This window comes from Roseobacter sp. HKCCA0882 (genome assembly GCF_037805225.1).
Taxonomy (GTDB): domain Bacteria; phylum Pseudomonadota; class Alphaproteobacteria; order Rhodobacterales; family Rhodobacteraceae; genus M30B80.
The window spans coordinates 1362133-1377850 of the sequence record NZ_JBBLYI010000001.1 but is presented as its reverse complement, the minus strand read 5'-3'; the positions used below and the strand labels follow the sequence as shown (position 1 = coordinate 1377850).

The following is a 15718-nucleotide window of genomic DNA, read 5'->3' as shown; positions in this document are numbered from 1 at the left end:
AATTGAATGCGGGGCTACACCGCAACCACAACGGGAGTTCGACACTTTGTTCGACACAGCAAAAGACGCGTTTGTCGCTTTTGAGCATGTCCAGAAAAGTTACGATGGCGAAACGCTGGTCGTAAAAGATCTTAACCTTCAGATCGGTCAGGGCGAATTTCTAACGATGCTTGGGCCTTCGGGGTCGGGCAAAACGACCTGCCTGATGATGCTTGCAGGTTTCGAGACAGCCACCCATGGCGAGATTCTGTTGCAGGGTCGTCCGATCAATAACATTCCGCCCCATAAGCGCGGCATTGGGATGGTGTTCCAGAATTACGCTTTGTTCCCGCATATGTCGGTTGCAGAAAACCTTGCCTTCCCGTTGGAAGTACGTGGCATGGGCAAATCAGAGCGCGAAGGAAAGATCAAACGCGCGCTTGATATGGTGCAGATGGGGGATTTTGGCGGTCGCCGTCCCGCGCAGCTTTCGGGTGGGCAGCAACAGCGTATCGCCTTGGCGCGGGCCTTGGTGTTCGAGCCTGAGCTTGTTTTGATGGACGAACCTTTGGGGGCGCTCGACAAGCAATTGCGCGAACATATGCAATTTGAAATCACCAATCTGGCGCATCAGTTGGGCATCACTACAGTTTATGTGACCCATGACCAAACCGAAGCGTTGACCATGTCGGATCGTGTCGCGGTGTTTGATGATGGCCGTATTCAACAGCTTGATCCGCCTGATGTTCTCTATGAACAGCCGCAAAACAGCTTTGTGGCGCAGTTTATTGGCGAAAATAACACGCTTTCGGGTTTGGTGACGAAAATCTCAGGCGATCGCTGCGTTGTGAAGCTGGACAGCGGTGACGAAATTGACGCGCGTCCTGTAAACGTTTCGGCCGTGGGGGATCGCACCACTGTTTCCATCCGTCCCGAGCGGGTGGAAATGGACAAGCGCCGTCTCTCGCCTGACGCGCATACGCTGAAAGGCGAGGTTCTCGAATTTATTTACATGGGCGACATTTTCCGCACGCGCCTGCGCGTGGCAGGTTCGGATGACTTCATCATCAAGACCCGCAACGCCCCCGATCAAAAACGACTCACACCTGGCACCCAGATTGAAATAGGATGGTTGCCTGACGATTGCCGCGCGCTTGATGCTTAAGCGCATGGCCTAAGCTGCCACCTTCGCCTGGAGGGTGGCTATGCACAAGACCATACCAGGTAACAACACGGGAGACTGACATGAAACTGTCAAAAACACTTCTGGCAACTTCTGCAATCGGCGTCGCCGCAGCAGGTTTGGCCTATGCGGGTGGCCACATGGCCACTGGCTCATTCACTTTGGTTAGCTGGGGCGGGGCGTATCAAGCCAGCCAAACCAACGCGTACACAAATCCTTACTCCGCCAATAACCCAGATGTTGAATTCGTTTGGGACGAAAGCTCAGCCGAAGCTGTCGCAAAACTCCGTGCCATGAACGAAGCGGGCAACTTGACATGGGACTTGGTTGACGTTGTGGCATCTGATGCGCTGCGTCTTTGTGACGAAGGCCTCGCAATGGAAATCGATGCTGACGAGATGTTAGCGCCTGCTCCTGATGGAACATCAGCGAGCGACGACTTTGGTGATCTCTTGGTTGGTGATTGCTTTATCCCACAGATCGTTTACTCCACCACCTTCGGCTATCGCACCGACATGGTGCCTGATGGTGTAGAGCCTCCAAATGACATCTGTGATGTGTTCGATCTCGACACATATCCTGGCATGCGTTCGCTTGAGAGCCGCCCAATCAACAACATGGAATGGGCTTTGCTTTGTGACGGCGTTGCAAAAGCAGACGTCTATGACGTGCTGGCCACTGATGAAGGCCAAGAGCAGGCTTTGGCCAAGCTCGACACCATCCGCGACAGCGTGATCTGGTGGAACGCAGGCGCCGATACGCCACAGCTTTTGGCGGATGGCGAAATCTTTATCGGTTCGACCTATAATGGTCGTCTGTTCTCGGCCATCGTTGAGCAGAACCAGCCAATCGGCATGATGTGGGACGCGCAGGTATTCGACCTTGATGGTTGGATCATCCCAGCAGGTCTGCCTGAGGATCGTCTAGCCCGCGTTATGGACTTCGTCAATTTTGCGACGGACACCCAGCGTCTGGCAGATCAGGCGGCCTACATTTCTTACGGCCCTGCACGTCTGTCCTCTGCGCCACTGGTTGGCAACCATGCAGAGCTTGGCATCGAAATGGCACCACATATGCCAACCGATCCAAACAACGCACAGAACACGTTCCTCTATAACTACGAGTTCTGGGCGGATTATCGCGATGATATTGACGCGAAATTCCAAGCATGGCTGGCTCAGTAATCTGAGCTGAATTTGGGGCGGGGCCGCGATCAAACGCGGCCCCCTTCAACCATCGGGTGGCCCTATGAGGGCAGGGGTCTAGGCAGACCCAACGCGCGTGAAAACGCGGCACGGCCCGACCAAATTCATGACGATTGAAGATCGAAACGACTGACGGGGACAGGATGAGCGACACCACCAATTCAGGCCCGATGCTGGCGGCGGATGGAACCCCCCTCAAGACGAGCCTCTCCCGTGCCCTCAGACGCCAAAAGCTGCGTGCGCTGATGTTGATTGCGCCCCTTTTGGCTTTTGTTGTTTTGACATTTGTTGTCCCGATCGGCTCGATGTTGTTTCGATCGGTGGAAAACCAAATTGTAGCTGGCACGCTTCCCGAAACGGTTGAAGCGCTTGACGCTTGGGACGGCCAAGACGGCACCTTGCCAGACGAGACCGTGTTTCAAGCCTTATTTTTCGACATTTTCCGCGCTGCCGAGGCCAAGGAACATACCAAACTTGGCTCGCGCCTGAATTATGAACGCACGGGCCTTTCTTCGATGTTCCGCACCACAGGGCGGGGCATTGATGATATTGGCGAGGTGTTTCAAGATTGGCTTGAAGATGCAGATCCTGCCTTCAAGGACGGGATCACATGGTATGAGATGCTGTCTGGCACAGGCGGCGAAGATGTGATCGAAGCCCGCCGCGCCCTTTGGGCGAATATGGTGGGCGAGGGGTTTGCAGGCGATATTGGTTTTACCCTATCGGGCGAGATCGCAGCACTTCTGCCCCAAACCGCCGCCGCTTATAGTGACTGGGCCATCTATACCGCCATCGCGGATGAGGATGTGGTTTCCGAAGAAGACCCATGGGAGGCCGTATATGCGGCCTTGGCCCTTGATCTGGCGCGCGCTGATACAGCGGCCGCTCTAGCCTCATACACAGGGGCGGGCGCGGGCCCATTGGCCAATGTGATTGCAGCCCTGCCAACCCTGCCGCAAATTGATTTCCGCGCCGCATTCATCGAAGAAAATGATGGATGGGGCGATACGGAAAACTGGCAAACGATCAAGATTTACAGCCCTGATTACACCACAGGCTATTTCCTCAACGCGATTGATATGGAAAAGGGGCTTGAGGGTGTGAATGCTCGCCCTGAAAGCCAGCAGCTTTACATCAAACTGTTCATTCGCACGATGATTATGTCCTTGATCATCACAGGTTCCTGTATCCTGTTAGGCTATCCCGTGGCGTGGCTTTTGGCCAACCTACCTGTGCGCAGCGCCAATGTTTTGATGATCCTTGTTCTTCTGCCGTTCTGGACATCGCTCTTGGTGCGCACCAGTGCATGGAAAGTGCTGCTGCAACAGCAAGGCGTGATTAATGAAATCTTTGTCTGGCTTGGATTTGTCGATGATGCAAACCGCCTGATTTTGATGAATAACTCGACAGGCACGATTATTGCGATGACGCATATCTTGCTGCCCTTTATGATTTTGCCGCTTTATTCGGTGATGAAAACCATTCCGCCGTCTTACCTTCGCGCCGCCAAAAGTCTTGGCGCGACCAATTGGACAGCGTTCTGGCGGGTCTATTTCCCACAATCTGTTCCAGGGATTGGGGCGGGGTCGATTCTCGTGTTCATCTTGGCGATTGGCTATTACATCACGCCTGAAATCGTGGGCGGTACAGATGGTGTCTTTATCTCGAACCGCATTGCCTACCATATTTCATCCTCGCTCAACTGGGGCTTGGCGGCGGCTTTGGGCTCGATCCTTCTGGCCTTGGTCTTGGCGCTGTATTGGCTTTATGACCGCATTGTCGGCATTGATAACGTGAAATTGGGGGGCTGAGATTATGGCTCAATCGCTGAAACTTACGCTCAAGCGCCCCTCCCTTTGGGGGTTCACGGCACCCCTGACTGCGGCTGTGTCAGCGGCCTTTGGCTATATCGCAGGCACATCCTTTGGAAATCCGCTCACGGGGATTGTTGCGGGCGCTGTCATTGGGGGCATATTGGCGGCCTTGATGCACCCCATGGCTGAAAAGCGGATGATGGCGCGCCTTGGTGTGATTGCGATCTTCTTTGCCGCGGGTCTTTTCGCCACCAATTTGGGCGGCGGAATCGCAGCAGGCCTTGTGGGCGCGGTGCTGTCATGGTTCGTCTTCTGGATCGACACGGGCGATTATCGCAAAGGCGTGCCGATTTATTACACAGGCGGGCAGACCCTTTGGCATAACAGTTTCCTGTTTATCTGTGGACTGATCTTCTTCTTTCTGATTGCCCCGCTTTTCCCCGTGATGTGGCTGTCGTTTAACGCGCAGGATTTCTTTACCTTCACGCCCGAGATGCTGGCTTTTGACCCCGAGGGGTATTCGCTGAAGCATTACCGCGATTTCTTGACCACGGATGAGTGGATGCAGCCGCTGAAAAACTCGCTGATCATTGCGCCGATTGCGACTGTGATCTCGGTTAGTCTTGGCACATTGGCGGCCATCGGTTTGTCGCAATCCCATGTGCCTGGACGTCAAACCATCATGGCGGTTTTGATCTCGCCCATGATCGTGCCTTTGATCATCTCAGCGACAGGGATGTTCTTTTTCTACGCCCCTCTTGGTAATTGGTTGGAACTGACCTTGGGTCTGAACAAATCCTTCGTGGGTTATGTGAAGGTGATCTTGGCGCATGCCGTGTTGGGCGTGCCTTTTGTAATCATCACAGTGACCGCCACGCTTGTTGGCTTTGATCGGTCGCTGACGCGGGCGGCGGCGAATATGGGCGCAAACCCTGTGACCACCTTCTTCCGTGTGCAGATGCCGCTGATTTTGCCGGGTGTTATCTCAGGCGGTCTGTTCGCCTTTATCACCTCGTTTGACGAGGTTGTCGTGGTACTGTTTGTTGGTTCAGCGCAGCAGCAGACCCTGCCTTGGCAGATGTTCACGGGCCTCCGCGAACAAATCTCGCCAACGATTTTGGCGGCGGCCACGATCCTTGTGACCATCTCTATCCTGCTTTTGACCACAGTTGAACTTCTGCGCCGCAGATCAGAGCGACTGAGGGGCCTAAGCCCAAGCTGATTGGCGCAAGATCACATCATTAAGGCCGCATTGGGTATGCCGATGCGGCCTTTTTTTGATCTGATGTTGTGATAGAATTTGTGGAAATTGATAGGAAGTGTCTATGATCCAAAAATTAGAAATGCTGCTTGCTTTGGCTAAAACCCAGCACTTTGGCCGTGCGGCTGAATTGTTGGGGGTTACTCAGCCAAGCCTGTCCTCAGGGATCAAGCAACTGGAAGACCAGCTTGGGGTGAAGCTGGTGCAGCGCGGGTCACGCTTTGGCGGTCTGACTCCTGAGGGGCAACGCGCATTGGAGTGGGCGCGGCGTATCGTTGGCGATAGCCGCCAGTTGCGTGAAGAAATGCGTTATAGCCGCGAGGGGTTATCGGGCCATTTGCGCCTTGCGGTGATCCCAACCGCATTGACCGAAGCCGCGCGTCTGGTCAGCCGCTTTTCGCGCGCGCATCCCAATGTCAGTTTTTCTATTCTGTCCCGTTCGTCCGCCGAAATCCTCAAGCTGTTGGAAAATCTCGATGCAGATGCGGGTGTGACCTATTTGGACAATGAGCCTTTGGGACGCATGGTTAGCACGGGGCTCTATCGGGAAAATTACGCGGTTCTGTGCCGATCAGATCACCCTTTTGCGGCACAGACCCGAGTGGCATGGGCCGCGCTCGAGGGGATGAGCCTGAGCCTCCTAACCCCTGATATGCAAAATCGGCGGATCTTGAACCGCAATTTCGCGGCGCATGGTCTCGAGCCAAAATCGGTTGTCGAAAGCAATTCGACCATTGTTCTGGTGAGCCATGTGATTGAGGCAGGTGCGCTGACAGTTTTGCCGGAACCCATGGCGCAGTTCCTTGCCATTGGCCATGATCTGCGGGTGATCCCGTTGGAAGATGGGGCGCTGCGCCCTGAGGTGGGTTTGATCGCCCCCCATCAAGAGCCTTATACCCCCGTTTTCCGAAGCCTTTTACGCGTTGCGCGCGAGATGGCGGGCGAGGTAAATTGATAGATTTTGTCTATCGTTTAACGAAATTTTGATATTGAAATGGAATTAAGCCTCGGGCATTGGTCGGGCATCGCGCGCGCGTTCAGGCGTGGATGCGCGCGATCCTCACGACCAAAGGATTACGGCCATGCCCCGCGACCATGCTGATGCGAATGATCAAGACATCACGGCGATTGTGATGCGCCACATGGGGATGGAGGGGCCTCTGCTGCCCATGCTGCATGCCTTACAAGAGGAATTTGGGTATATTCCTGAAGCGGCCCGCCCGATCATTTGTGATGCGCTCAGCATCACAGGCGCGGAATTGCACGGGGTGATCAGCTTTTATCATGATTTCCGTACAGCGCCGTCCGCGCGGCACAGCTTGAAAATTTGTCGTGCCGAGGCCTGTCAGGCTGTTGGCGGCAAAGCGCTGTCTGATCGTATTCTCGCGATGCTTGGACTGGATTGGGGGCAGGCGCGCGCCGATGGGAAATTGGTGGTTGAGCCTGTTTATTGTCTTGGCCTATGCGCCTGTGCGCCTGCGGCTATGCTGGATGGCAAATTGATCGGTCGCGCCACCGAAGAAAAAATCATTAAAACCTTGTCGGAGGCGGGCCTATGAAAAAGATTTATATCCCCCGTGATGCCGCCGCCAAGGCGCTTGGGTCTGATGAGGTTGCGGCCACTTTGGCCGATGCGCTTATGGCGCGTGGGGAAGAGGCGCAGATCATCCGCAACGGAAGTCGCGGGATGATCTGGCTAGAACCTCTGGTCGAGATCGAAGAAAATGGCACCCGTTTGGCTTATGGCCCGATTGCGGCGGATCAAGTCGAGGATCTTCTGGCAGACAAGATCGAGACGCTCGGCCCTGTCGAAGATATTCCGTTTTTTGCCAAGCAAAACCGCCTGACTTTTGCGCGCTGCGGTTTGATTGATCCGCTCAGCTTGTCGGATTACCGCGCTCACGGCGGCCTTGTGGGACTGTCTCGTGCCGCCGCCATGAGTGCCGCTGACATTGTCGCAGAGGTTATCGCCTCTGGATTGCGCGGGCGTGGTGGTGCAGGCTTCCCGACTGGGATCAAGTGGAAAACTGTCTCAGAGGCGGCAGGCCCTCAGAAATACATCGTTTGCAACGCAGACGAGGGGGATAGCGGAACCTTCGCGGATCGGATGATCATGGAAGGGGATCCTTTCTGCTTGATTGAAGGCATGGCGATTGCGGGACTGGCCACAGGGGCCACGCGCGGGTTTGTATATATCCGTTCCGAATATCCCGATGCGATTGAAGTGATGGAAGAGGCGGTCACCATCGCCCGTTCCGAAGGCGTTTTGTGTGACGATGTGTTGGGATCAGGCAAAGCCTTTGATCTTGAGATTCGCGTGGGGGCAGGGGCATATGTTTGCGGCGAAGAGACATCGCTTTTGAACAGCCTTGAGGGCAAACGCGGTGTTGTGCGCGCCAAGCCGCCGCTGCCCGCCTTAGAGGGTTTTCTAGGGCGGCCAACCGTTGTGAATAACGTCCTGTCCTTGGCAACGATCCCTGTGATTTTCGAAAAGGGTGCGGCGCATTATGCCAGTTTTGGCCTTGGTCGGTCAAAAGGGACGATGCCAATCCAGATTGCAGGCAATGTTGCGCGCGGCGGGTTGTTTGAAACCGCCTTTGGGATGCCTTTGGGCGAATTGGTCAACGAGATTGTGGGCGGCACCGCTACGGGGCGGCCCGTCAAAGCGGTTCAGGTGGGCGGCCCCTTGGGTGCCTATATGCCCCCGTCCAAATTTGACACGCCTTTTGCCTATGAGGAATTTGATGGGCAGGGCGGGCTGATTGGGCATGCGGGCGTGGTCGTTTTTGACGACAGCGCCGACATGGTTCAGATGGCGCGGTTTGCGATGGAATTTTGCGCGGTGGAATCTTGCGGGAAATGCACGCCCTGCCGCATTGGGGCAAGACGCGGGGTGGAAACCATCGACCGCATTGCCGCCGGGGATGCGACCGCAATCCCCTTGTTGACCGATCTGTGCGAGACGATGAAAGACGGCTCGCTCTGCGCGCTTGGCGGGTTCACGCCTTACCCCGTCATGTCGGCGCTTCAGAATTTTCCAGATGAATTTGGGGCTACCCCCGCCAATCAGGCCGCGGAATAGGAGGGTTTTGATCCATGAAAGATTTCATCATTCCTTGGGATGACCGCGACATGGGAACGCCCGCTAAGACGGGCGCGCCTGTCAGTCTGACGATTGATGGTGTGGCGGTTACTGTGCCAGAGGGCACAAGCGTTATGCGCGCCGCAGCCGAGGCGGGATTGTCGATCCCCAAGCTCTGCGCGACGGACAGCCTTGAGGCCTTTGGCTCTTGCCGTTTATGCGTTGTCGAAATCGAGGGGCGGCGCGGCACGCCCGCCTCCTGCACGACACCCGTGGCCGAGGGTATGGTGGTTCATACCCAAAACGCCAAGCTGCACAAACTGCGCCGCGGGGTGATGGAGCTGTATATCAGCGATCACCCGCTTGATTGTTTGACATGTGCCGCCAATGGCGATTGCGAATTGCAGGACATGGCGGGCGCGGTTGGATTGCGCGATGTGCGCTATAGCGCGACCGAAGGGGCGAGTATCGCCAACCATTTCACCGCGCGTGATACCAATGGGGATCTCAACCCCGAATATTTACCCAAGGATGAAAGCAATCCTTATTTCACCTATGACCCCTTCAAATGCATCGTCTGCAACCGCTGTGTTCGGGCCTGCGAGGAGGTGCAAGGCACGTTTGCGCTGACCATCGAGGGGCGTGGGTTTGACAGCCGCGTATCAGCAGGCGGCCCGTTGGATGATTTCCTCAGTTCGGATTGCGTGTCATGCGGTGCTTGCGTGCAGGCCTGTCCAACTGCAACTTTGCAGGAAAAATCTGTCATCGAATTGGGCACGCCGCAACGCTCGGTCGTGACCACATGCGCCTATTGTGGTGTGGGCTGTTCGTTCAAAGCAGAATTGAATGGCGATCAATTGGTGCGGATGGTGCCCTATAAACACGGCAAGGCCAATCGCGGGCATTCCTGCGTGAAGGGGCGCTTTGCCTATGGCTACGCCACCCATAAAGACCGCATTTTGAACCCGATGATCCGTGATGACATCTCCGAGCCATGGCGCGAAGTGTCATGGGAGGAGGCGCTTGGCTTCGCCGCGCAAAAACTGCGGGGCATTCAGGCGACGTATGGCCAGAAATCCATCGGCGTGATCACCTCAAGCCGTTGCACGAACGAAGAAACCTTCCTTGTGCAAAAACTCGCGCGTGCGGTGTTTGGCAATAACAATACCGACACTTGTGCGCGGGTCTGCCATTCGCCAACCGGTTATGGCTTGGGCCAAACCTTTGGCACATCGGCAGGGACGCAAGATTTTGACTCGGTCGCGCATGCGGATGTGGTTGTCGTGATTGGGGCCAACCCAACCGATGGCCACCCCGTTTTCGCAAGCCGTCTGAAAAAGCGCCTGCGCCAAGGGGCAAAGCTGATTGTGATTGACCCACGCCGCATTGATCTGGTGAAATCCGCCCATATCAAGGCCGCGCATCACCTGCCGCTGAAGCCTGGCACAAATGTGGCGGTTGTTACGGCCATGGCCCATGTGATTGTCACAGAAGGTCTTGCGAACGAGGCCTATATCCGCGAGCGCTGCGATTGGGATGAGTTCGAAGATTACGCAGAATTTATTGCTGACCCGCGCCATAGCCCCGAGGCGGTTGAGGCCTTGACGGGTGTGCCTGCTGCGGAACTGCGCGCCGCAGCGCGCCTATATGCAACGGGCGGCAATGGGGCGATTTATTACGGCTTGGGTGTGACAGAGCATTCCCAAGGCTCGACCACAGTGATGGGGATCGCCAATTTGGCGATGCTTACGGGCAATGTGGGCCGCGAAGGGGTGGGTGTGAACCCGCTGCGTGGACAAAATAACGTGCAAGGCTCGTGTGATATGGGGTCTTTCCCGCATGAATTGCCGGGCTATCGCCATGTCAAAAACGCCGATGTGCGCGCTATTTTTGAGCAAGCTTGGGGCGTTGAGATTGACCCAGAGCCAGGCCTGCGCATCCCCAATATGTTGGATGCGGCAGTGGCGGGTAAGTTTAAAGGGCTTTACTGCCAAGGCGAAGATATCCTTCAGTCTGACCCAGATACCAAACATGTGGCGGCAGGTTTGGCCGCGATGGACTGCGTGATCGTGCATGATCTTTTCTTGAATGAAACTGCTAATTACGCCCACGTTTTCTTGCCTGGCTCAACCTTCCTTGAGAAAGATGGCACCTTCACCAATGCTGAGCGGCGCATCAACCGCGTGCGCGAAGTCATGGCGCCAAAGGCAGGGATGGCTGATTGGGAAGTAACGCAAGCCTTGGCCAATGCCATGGGGGCAGGGTGGAACTATACCCACCCGTCTCAAATCATGGAGGAAATCGCCGCCACCACCCCAAGCTTTGCTGGCGTTGATTACGCGGTGCTTGAGGAAAAAGGCAGCGTGCAATGGCCGTGCAATGACGCAAACCCAGAGGGCACGCCATTGATGCATGTTGATGGGTTTGTGCGCGGCAAGGGGCGCTTTATTCTGACTGAATATGTTGCCACCGATGAGCGCACAGGGCCGCGCTTCCCACTTTTGCTGACCACAGGGCGTATCTTGAGCCAGTATAATGTGGGGGCGCAGACACGGCGCACGGAAAACACCGTCTGGCATGAGGAGGATGTGTTGGAAATCCATCCCCATGACGCAGAAACACGCGGGATCAAGGAGGGCGATTACGTCAAGCTGGCCTCGCGGTCAGGCGAGACATCCCTGCGCGCCAAGATCACTGATCGCGTCAGCCCAGGTGTGGTCTATACAACCTTCCACCACCCGCAGACGCAGGCCAATGTGATCACCACCGATTTCTCGGATTGGGCCACGAATTGCCCTGAATATAAGGTGACAGCGGTGCAAGTGTCGCAATCAAATGGCCCGACTGAATGGCAAGAAAGCTATGAGGCGCAGGCCAAGGCGGCGCGGCGTATCCTGCCAGCGGCGGAATAGCTATGGCTGCGGCCCCTTTGGCGCGCGCGGTGGTAAAGGCCACCCGTGACGGCCTGACGGCCGAAGACCGTGCCTTGGCCGAAGAATGCCCTGTGGCTATGGTCTTTGATGGGGGCACGCAAGCGGTCATGATGGCCACCCCGCGTGATCTCGAAGATTTCGCGCGGGGCTTTGCCAAGACCGAAGGCTTTATCGCGAGCGATGCCGATATTCGCGAGATTGAGATTGTCCGCCACGAGGCGGGTGAAGGCATTGAAGCACGGCTTTGGCTTGATGCCGCGCAATCAAAGGTCTTGCAGGCGCGGCGCCGCTCGATGATGGGCCCTGTGGGATGTGGGCTGTGTGGTATTGATAGCCTTGCGCAAGCGATGCGGGATATCGCGCCCTTACCGCACGATATAGCCCCTTTGCCCCTCACCCCGCTATTGGGTGCGGCGGAGGCCTTGCGGGGTCACCAACCTTTGCACGATGAAACCCATGCGGTTCACGCGGCGGCGTTTTTTCATCCCTCACAGGGCATTGTCTTGGCGCGCGAGGATGTTGGGCGGCACAATGCGCTTGATAAGCTGATCGGCGCGATGGGGGCGGCACATATTGATCCGACTGCGGGCGCGATTGTGATCACTAGCCGCGTCTCGGTCGAGATGGTGCAAAAAACCGTTATCGCAGGCGCGCCTGTGCTGATCGCGGTTTCCGCACCAACCGCGTTGGCCTTGGATGTTGCAGATCAGGCGGGGCTGTGCGTGGCGGCATTGGCGCGCAAAGGGCAATTTGAAATTTTCACGCATCCCCAGCGGATAGAACAAGGATAGATCACTATGGCATCGGATAAGCTGATTACGATGGCGAACCAGATCGCCACATTTTTCGAAAGCCAAAAAGGCGATGACTTGGCCGAGCGTGTTGCGGCCCATCTGAACGATTTTTGGGGGCCAGAGATGCGCGCTGATTTTGTAGGCCTTGTCAGCGACTCGTCACAGGCTGGCCGATTGCATCCGCTGGCACGCGATGCCGTGGCATTGTTGAGTCTGCCTCAAGACTTTTGATCATCCTCTGCTGCGAGGTCAGAGGTAAGATCAAGTTTTGATGCGGGTGAAAAGCCGCCCACCTCTTGCAGAACCATATCTCGGGCTTTAGATCACCTCACAGAAAGTTGAGACCACCGAAGAAGGCAAAAAGAACGGGCAGCGGTCAGTGTGACCTTCCCATTATGCGCTCATGGCGGGTTGGCGCAGGTTGGGGCGATATCTTGGCGTTTTTCACGCGCATTCTCTATCGGACGCAGAAAATGCGCCGTTAATTGGGTGTCAGATATTGACCTTTCCCGCAAAGCCTTTGCAGATTGATACAGCATAATCGCGCATCACCCAAGATGCGCCTAGAACAGGGAAGTAACATGAGCAGCGCAGGCCAGATATTGCCTATCATTGCCATTTTACCGTTTTTGGGCGCCTTGGTGCCGGGGTTGATGATCCGCGCGGGGCGCAATGCTTGCGCCACATTTACCGCGATCCCCACGGCTTTGGCGCTTATTATGTTGGGCACGCTTGCCCCTGCGGTATTTCGTGGCGAGGTTTTGACCTATTCCGTCCCTTGGCTGCCTGCCATGGGTTTGGAGATGGCATTCTTCCTTGATGGTTTGGGCCTAATGTTTGCGGGCATGATCTTGGGCGTGGGCCTGTTGATCACGCTTTATGCGCGGTTCTACCTGTCGGACAAAGACCCGATGGGGCAATTTTACACCTATCTTCTGCTGTTCCAAGGCGCGATGCTCGGCATCGTTTTGTCTGACAATATCCTGCTTTTGCTGATTTTCTGGGAGTTGACCTCGCTCTCCTCCTTCTTGCTGATTGGCTACTGGAAACACCTGCCCGAAGGTCGCCAAGGCGCGCGGATGGCTTTGGCTGTCACGGGTGCGGGTGGTTTGGCCATGATCGGGGGATTGGTCATTTTGGGCCAGCTTGCAGGCAGCTATAACCTGACGGATATTTTGCAGGCAGGCGATGCGATCCGCGCCTCCGACTGGTATTTGCCCGCGCTGATTTTGATCCTGCTTGGCGCCTTTACAAAATCCGCGCAGTTCCCCTTCCATTTCTGGCTGCCCCACGCGATGGCTGCGCCCACACCTGTGTCAGCCTATCTGCATTCGGCGACCATGGTGAAGGCGGGCATTTTCTTGATGGCGCGGATGTGGCCCGTTTTGGCAGGCACGCCTGAGTGGTTCTACATCGTGGCCACGACAGGTTTGATCACGATGGTGATGGCCGCGAAGATCGCACTGTTCAAAGACGACCTAAAGGCATTATTGGCCTTCTCGACTGTCAGCCATTTGGGCCTTTTGACCTTGCTCTTGGGGATGGGCACGAAATTTGCCGCTGTCGCGGCGGTGTTTCATATCCTCAACCACCTGACCTTTAAGGCCGCTTTGTTCATGAGCGTGGGAATTGTTGACCATGAAACCCATACCCGCGATATCAAGCGGCTTGGCGGTTTGCGTCACCTGATGCCCATCACCGCGGTAATTGCGGTGATTGGGTCGTTGTCTATGGCGGGTATCCCGCTTTTCAACGGGTTCTTGTCCAAGGAAATGATGCTTGAGGCGGCGGTGCATACCCCTTGGGTGGGGGCGCATTGGGTGATGCCAGTATTTGCAACCCTGGGGGCATTATTCTCGGTCGCCTATTCGTTCCGTTTGATCGTTCATGTCTTTTTTGGGCCAAAGCGGGATGACTATCCGCATATGCCGCATGATCCGGGGTTTGGGATGTGGGCCGCGCCCGCCTTCTTGGTCGTTTTCGTTGTTTTGATCGGCCTCTTCCCCGCCCTGATTGCGGGGCCTTTGGTGGCCACGGCAGGGCAGGCGGTCATCGGCGGGGAGTTGCCTTATTACGCCCTCAAGATTTGGCATGGCTTCACGCCTGCCTTGTTTATGTCCATCGGCGCGGTGGTCGGTGGTTTGATCCTGCTCGCCCTGCATGACAAGCTTGAGCGTCTTTGGAACGCGGTGCCGCGCCCTGAGGCGAAAGTGATTTTTGATGCTCTTTATGGCGTGCTTCAGCGGGCCATGTCGGCCCTTAACGGGGCGTTGCACAATGGCGCGATCAGTCGCTATTTGGCAATCTTCGTGGTTGCCATTTTGGCGGCAGGCTACATCGCATATAGCGGCGCGGGTATCGGCCCTGTCACGCGCGAGGCTTTGCCAATCACCCCGATAGCCACAGCGGGGTGGGTGGCCATGGTGATCGCAACGGCGCTTGTTGTCTTGAACCACCGCAAGCGGTTCTTGTCGCTGATTTTGATCAGTATTATTGGCCTGGGTGTCTCTGGTGCCTTTGTCTACCTCTCGGCGCCTGATCTGGCGCTGACGCAAATCTCGGTTGAGACGGTGACGATCTTGCTGTTGTTGATTGCGCTGCATTTCTTGCCGAAATACACCCCTACCGAAAGCAGCCCCGCTTTGCGCATGCGCGATGGTGCGATTGCGATTGCGGCGGGTGTTGGGGTTGCGGCCTTGTCCATGGCGTTCCTCTTGCGGGATTTTTCGTCAATCTCGCATTACCACCTCGCCAATTCCAAAACAGGCGGCGGCGGCACCAATGTTGTGAACGTGATCTTGGTCGATTTCCGTGGCTACGACACCTATGGCGAGATCATCGTTCTGGGTATTGCGGGTCTGGTGATCTATGCCCTGATGGAGGCGCTGCTCTCTGGCCCTGTGGGGCGGCGGTTGCGGCGCAGCGCGAACCCTGATCGTGGGGATTTGTCGCGTGATCGTCACCCGTTGATGATGGTTGTCGCAACCCGCGTGATGCTGCCTATTGTGTTGATGGTCGGGGTCTACATGTTCCTGCGCGGCCATAACCAACCGGGTGGTGGATTCGTTGCGGGGCTGATCGTGTCGATTGCGCTTTTGACGCAATATATGGCGTCAGGCTTTGCTTGGGCGCAGGAGCGGCAAAAATTCGAATATCACAGCTTGATTGGTTGGGGCGTGGTGATTGCAGGCATGACGGGGATGGGCGCGTGGCTTTCGGGCACGCCGTTCCTGACCTCTGCCTTTGGGTATTTCCATTTCCCGCCCATTGAGGAATTCGAATTGGCAACAGCAGCCCTTTTTGATCTGGGTGTCTTCTTGACGGTGCTGGGGGCGGTGATGCTGATGCTCTATTCCTTGGCTCGTATTGCCTTTACCAGCGGTGAGCGTGCCAATCCCGAACCAATGGATTTTGATCCCGCGCGCGCCGATGACACGGCGCAAGAGCAGACTGCGAAGGGGGTTTGA

At 56.1% G+C, this 15718-nt stretch carries 11 protein-coding genes; all 11 read left to right on the top strand.

Annotation, left to right across the window (positions count from 1 at the left end; translation table 11 throughout):
• Positions 1-46: 46 nt before the first annotated feature.
• The 11 genes from AAC622_RS07005 (at position 47) to AAC622_RS06955 (ending at position 15718) form a co-directional block, all read left to right on the top strand.
• Positions 47-1144, top strand: coding sequence for an ABC transporter ATP-binding protein (locus tag AAC622_RS07005; protein WP_340261088.1), 1098 nt, complete (start codon positions 47-49; stop codon positions 1142-1144).
• Positions 1145-1224: 80 nt separating this feature from the next.
• A complete protein-coding gene (locus AAC622_RS07000; protein WP_340261087.1) occupies positions 1225-2346 on the top strand; it encodes an extracellular solute-binding protein in 1122 nt (373 codons plus the stop codon).
• A 164-nt stretch (positions 2347-2510) separates the two neighbouring features.
• Entirely contained in the window at positions 2511-4178 is a 1668-nt protein-coding gene (locus AAC622_RS06995) for an ABC transporter permease (RefSeq protein WP_340261086.1), read from the top strand.
• A gap of 4 nt (positions 4179-4182) precedes the next feature.
• Positions 4183-5403, top strand: coding sequence for an ABC transporter permease (locus tag AAC622_RS06990; protein WP_340261084.1), 1221 nt, complete (start codon positions 4183-4185; stop codon positions 5401-5403).
• Positions 5404-5506: 103 nt separating this feature from the next.
• Positions 5507-6397: a LysR family transcriptional regulator gene (locus tag AAC622_RS06985; protein ID WP_340261083.1), complete on the top strand. Its 891-nt coding sequence runs from the start codon at positions 5507-5509 to the stop codon at positions 6395-6397.
• A gap of 127 nt (positions 6398-6524) precedes the next feature.
• Entirely contained in the window at positions 6525-7001 is a 477-nt protein-coding gene (locus AAC622_RS06980) for a formate dehydrogenase subunit gamma (protein ID WP_340261082.1), read from the top strand.
• Complete coding sequence (locus AAC622_RS06975) at positions 6998-8524, top strand: formate dehydrogenase beta subunit (protein ID WP_340261080.1); 1527 nt, start codon at positions 6998-7000, stop codon at positions 8522-8524. Before AAC622_RS06980 ends, AAC622_RS06975 begins: the two co-directional genes overlap by 4 nt.
• A gap of 14 nt (positions 8525-8538) precedes the next feature.
• Positions 8539-11436: a formate dehydrogenase subunit alpha gene (gene fdhF, locus AAC622_RS06970; protein WP_340261079.1), complete on the top strand. Its 2898-nt coding sequence runs from the start codon at positions 8539-8541 to the stop codon at positions 11434-11436.
• A gap of 2 nt (positions 11437-11438) precedes the next feature.
• Complete coding sequence (gene fdhD / locus AAC622_RS06965) at positions 11439-12248, top strand: formate dehydrogenase accessory sulfurtransferase FdhD (RefSeq protein ID WP_340261077.1); 810 nt, start codon at positions 11439-11441, stop codon at positions 12246-12248.
• A gap of 6 nt (positions 12249-12254) precedes the next feature.
• Positions 12255-12482: a formate dehydrogenase subunit delta gene (locus tag AAC622_RS06960; RefSeq protein ID WP_340261075.1), complete on the top strand. Its 228-nt coding sequence runs from the start codon at positions 12255-12257 to the stop codon at positions 12480-12482.
• A gap of 350 nt (positions 12483-12832) precedes the next feature.
• Positions 12833-15718, top strand: a complete 2886-nt coding sequence (locus AAC622_RS06955; RefSeq protein WP_340261073.1) for a monovalent cation/H+ antiporter subunit A — start codon at positions 12833-12835, stop codon at positions 15716-15718.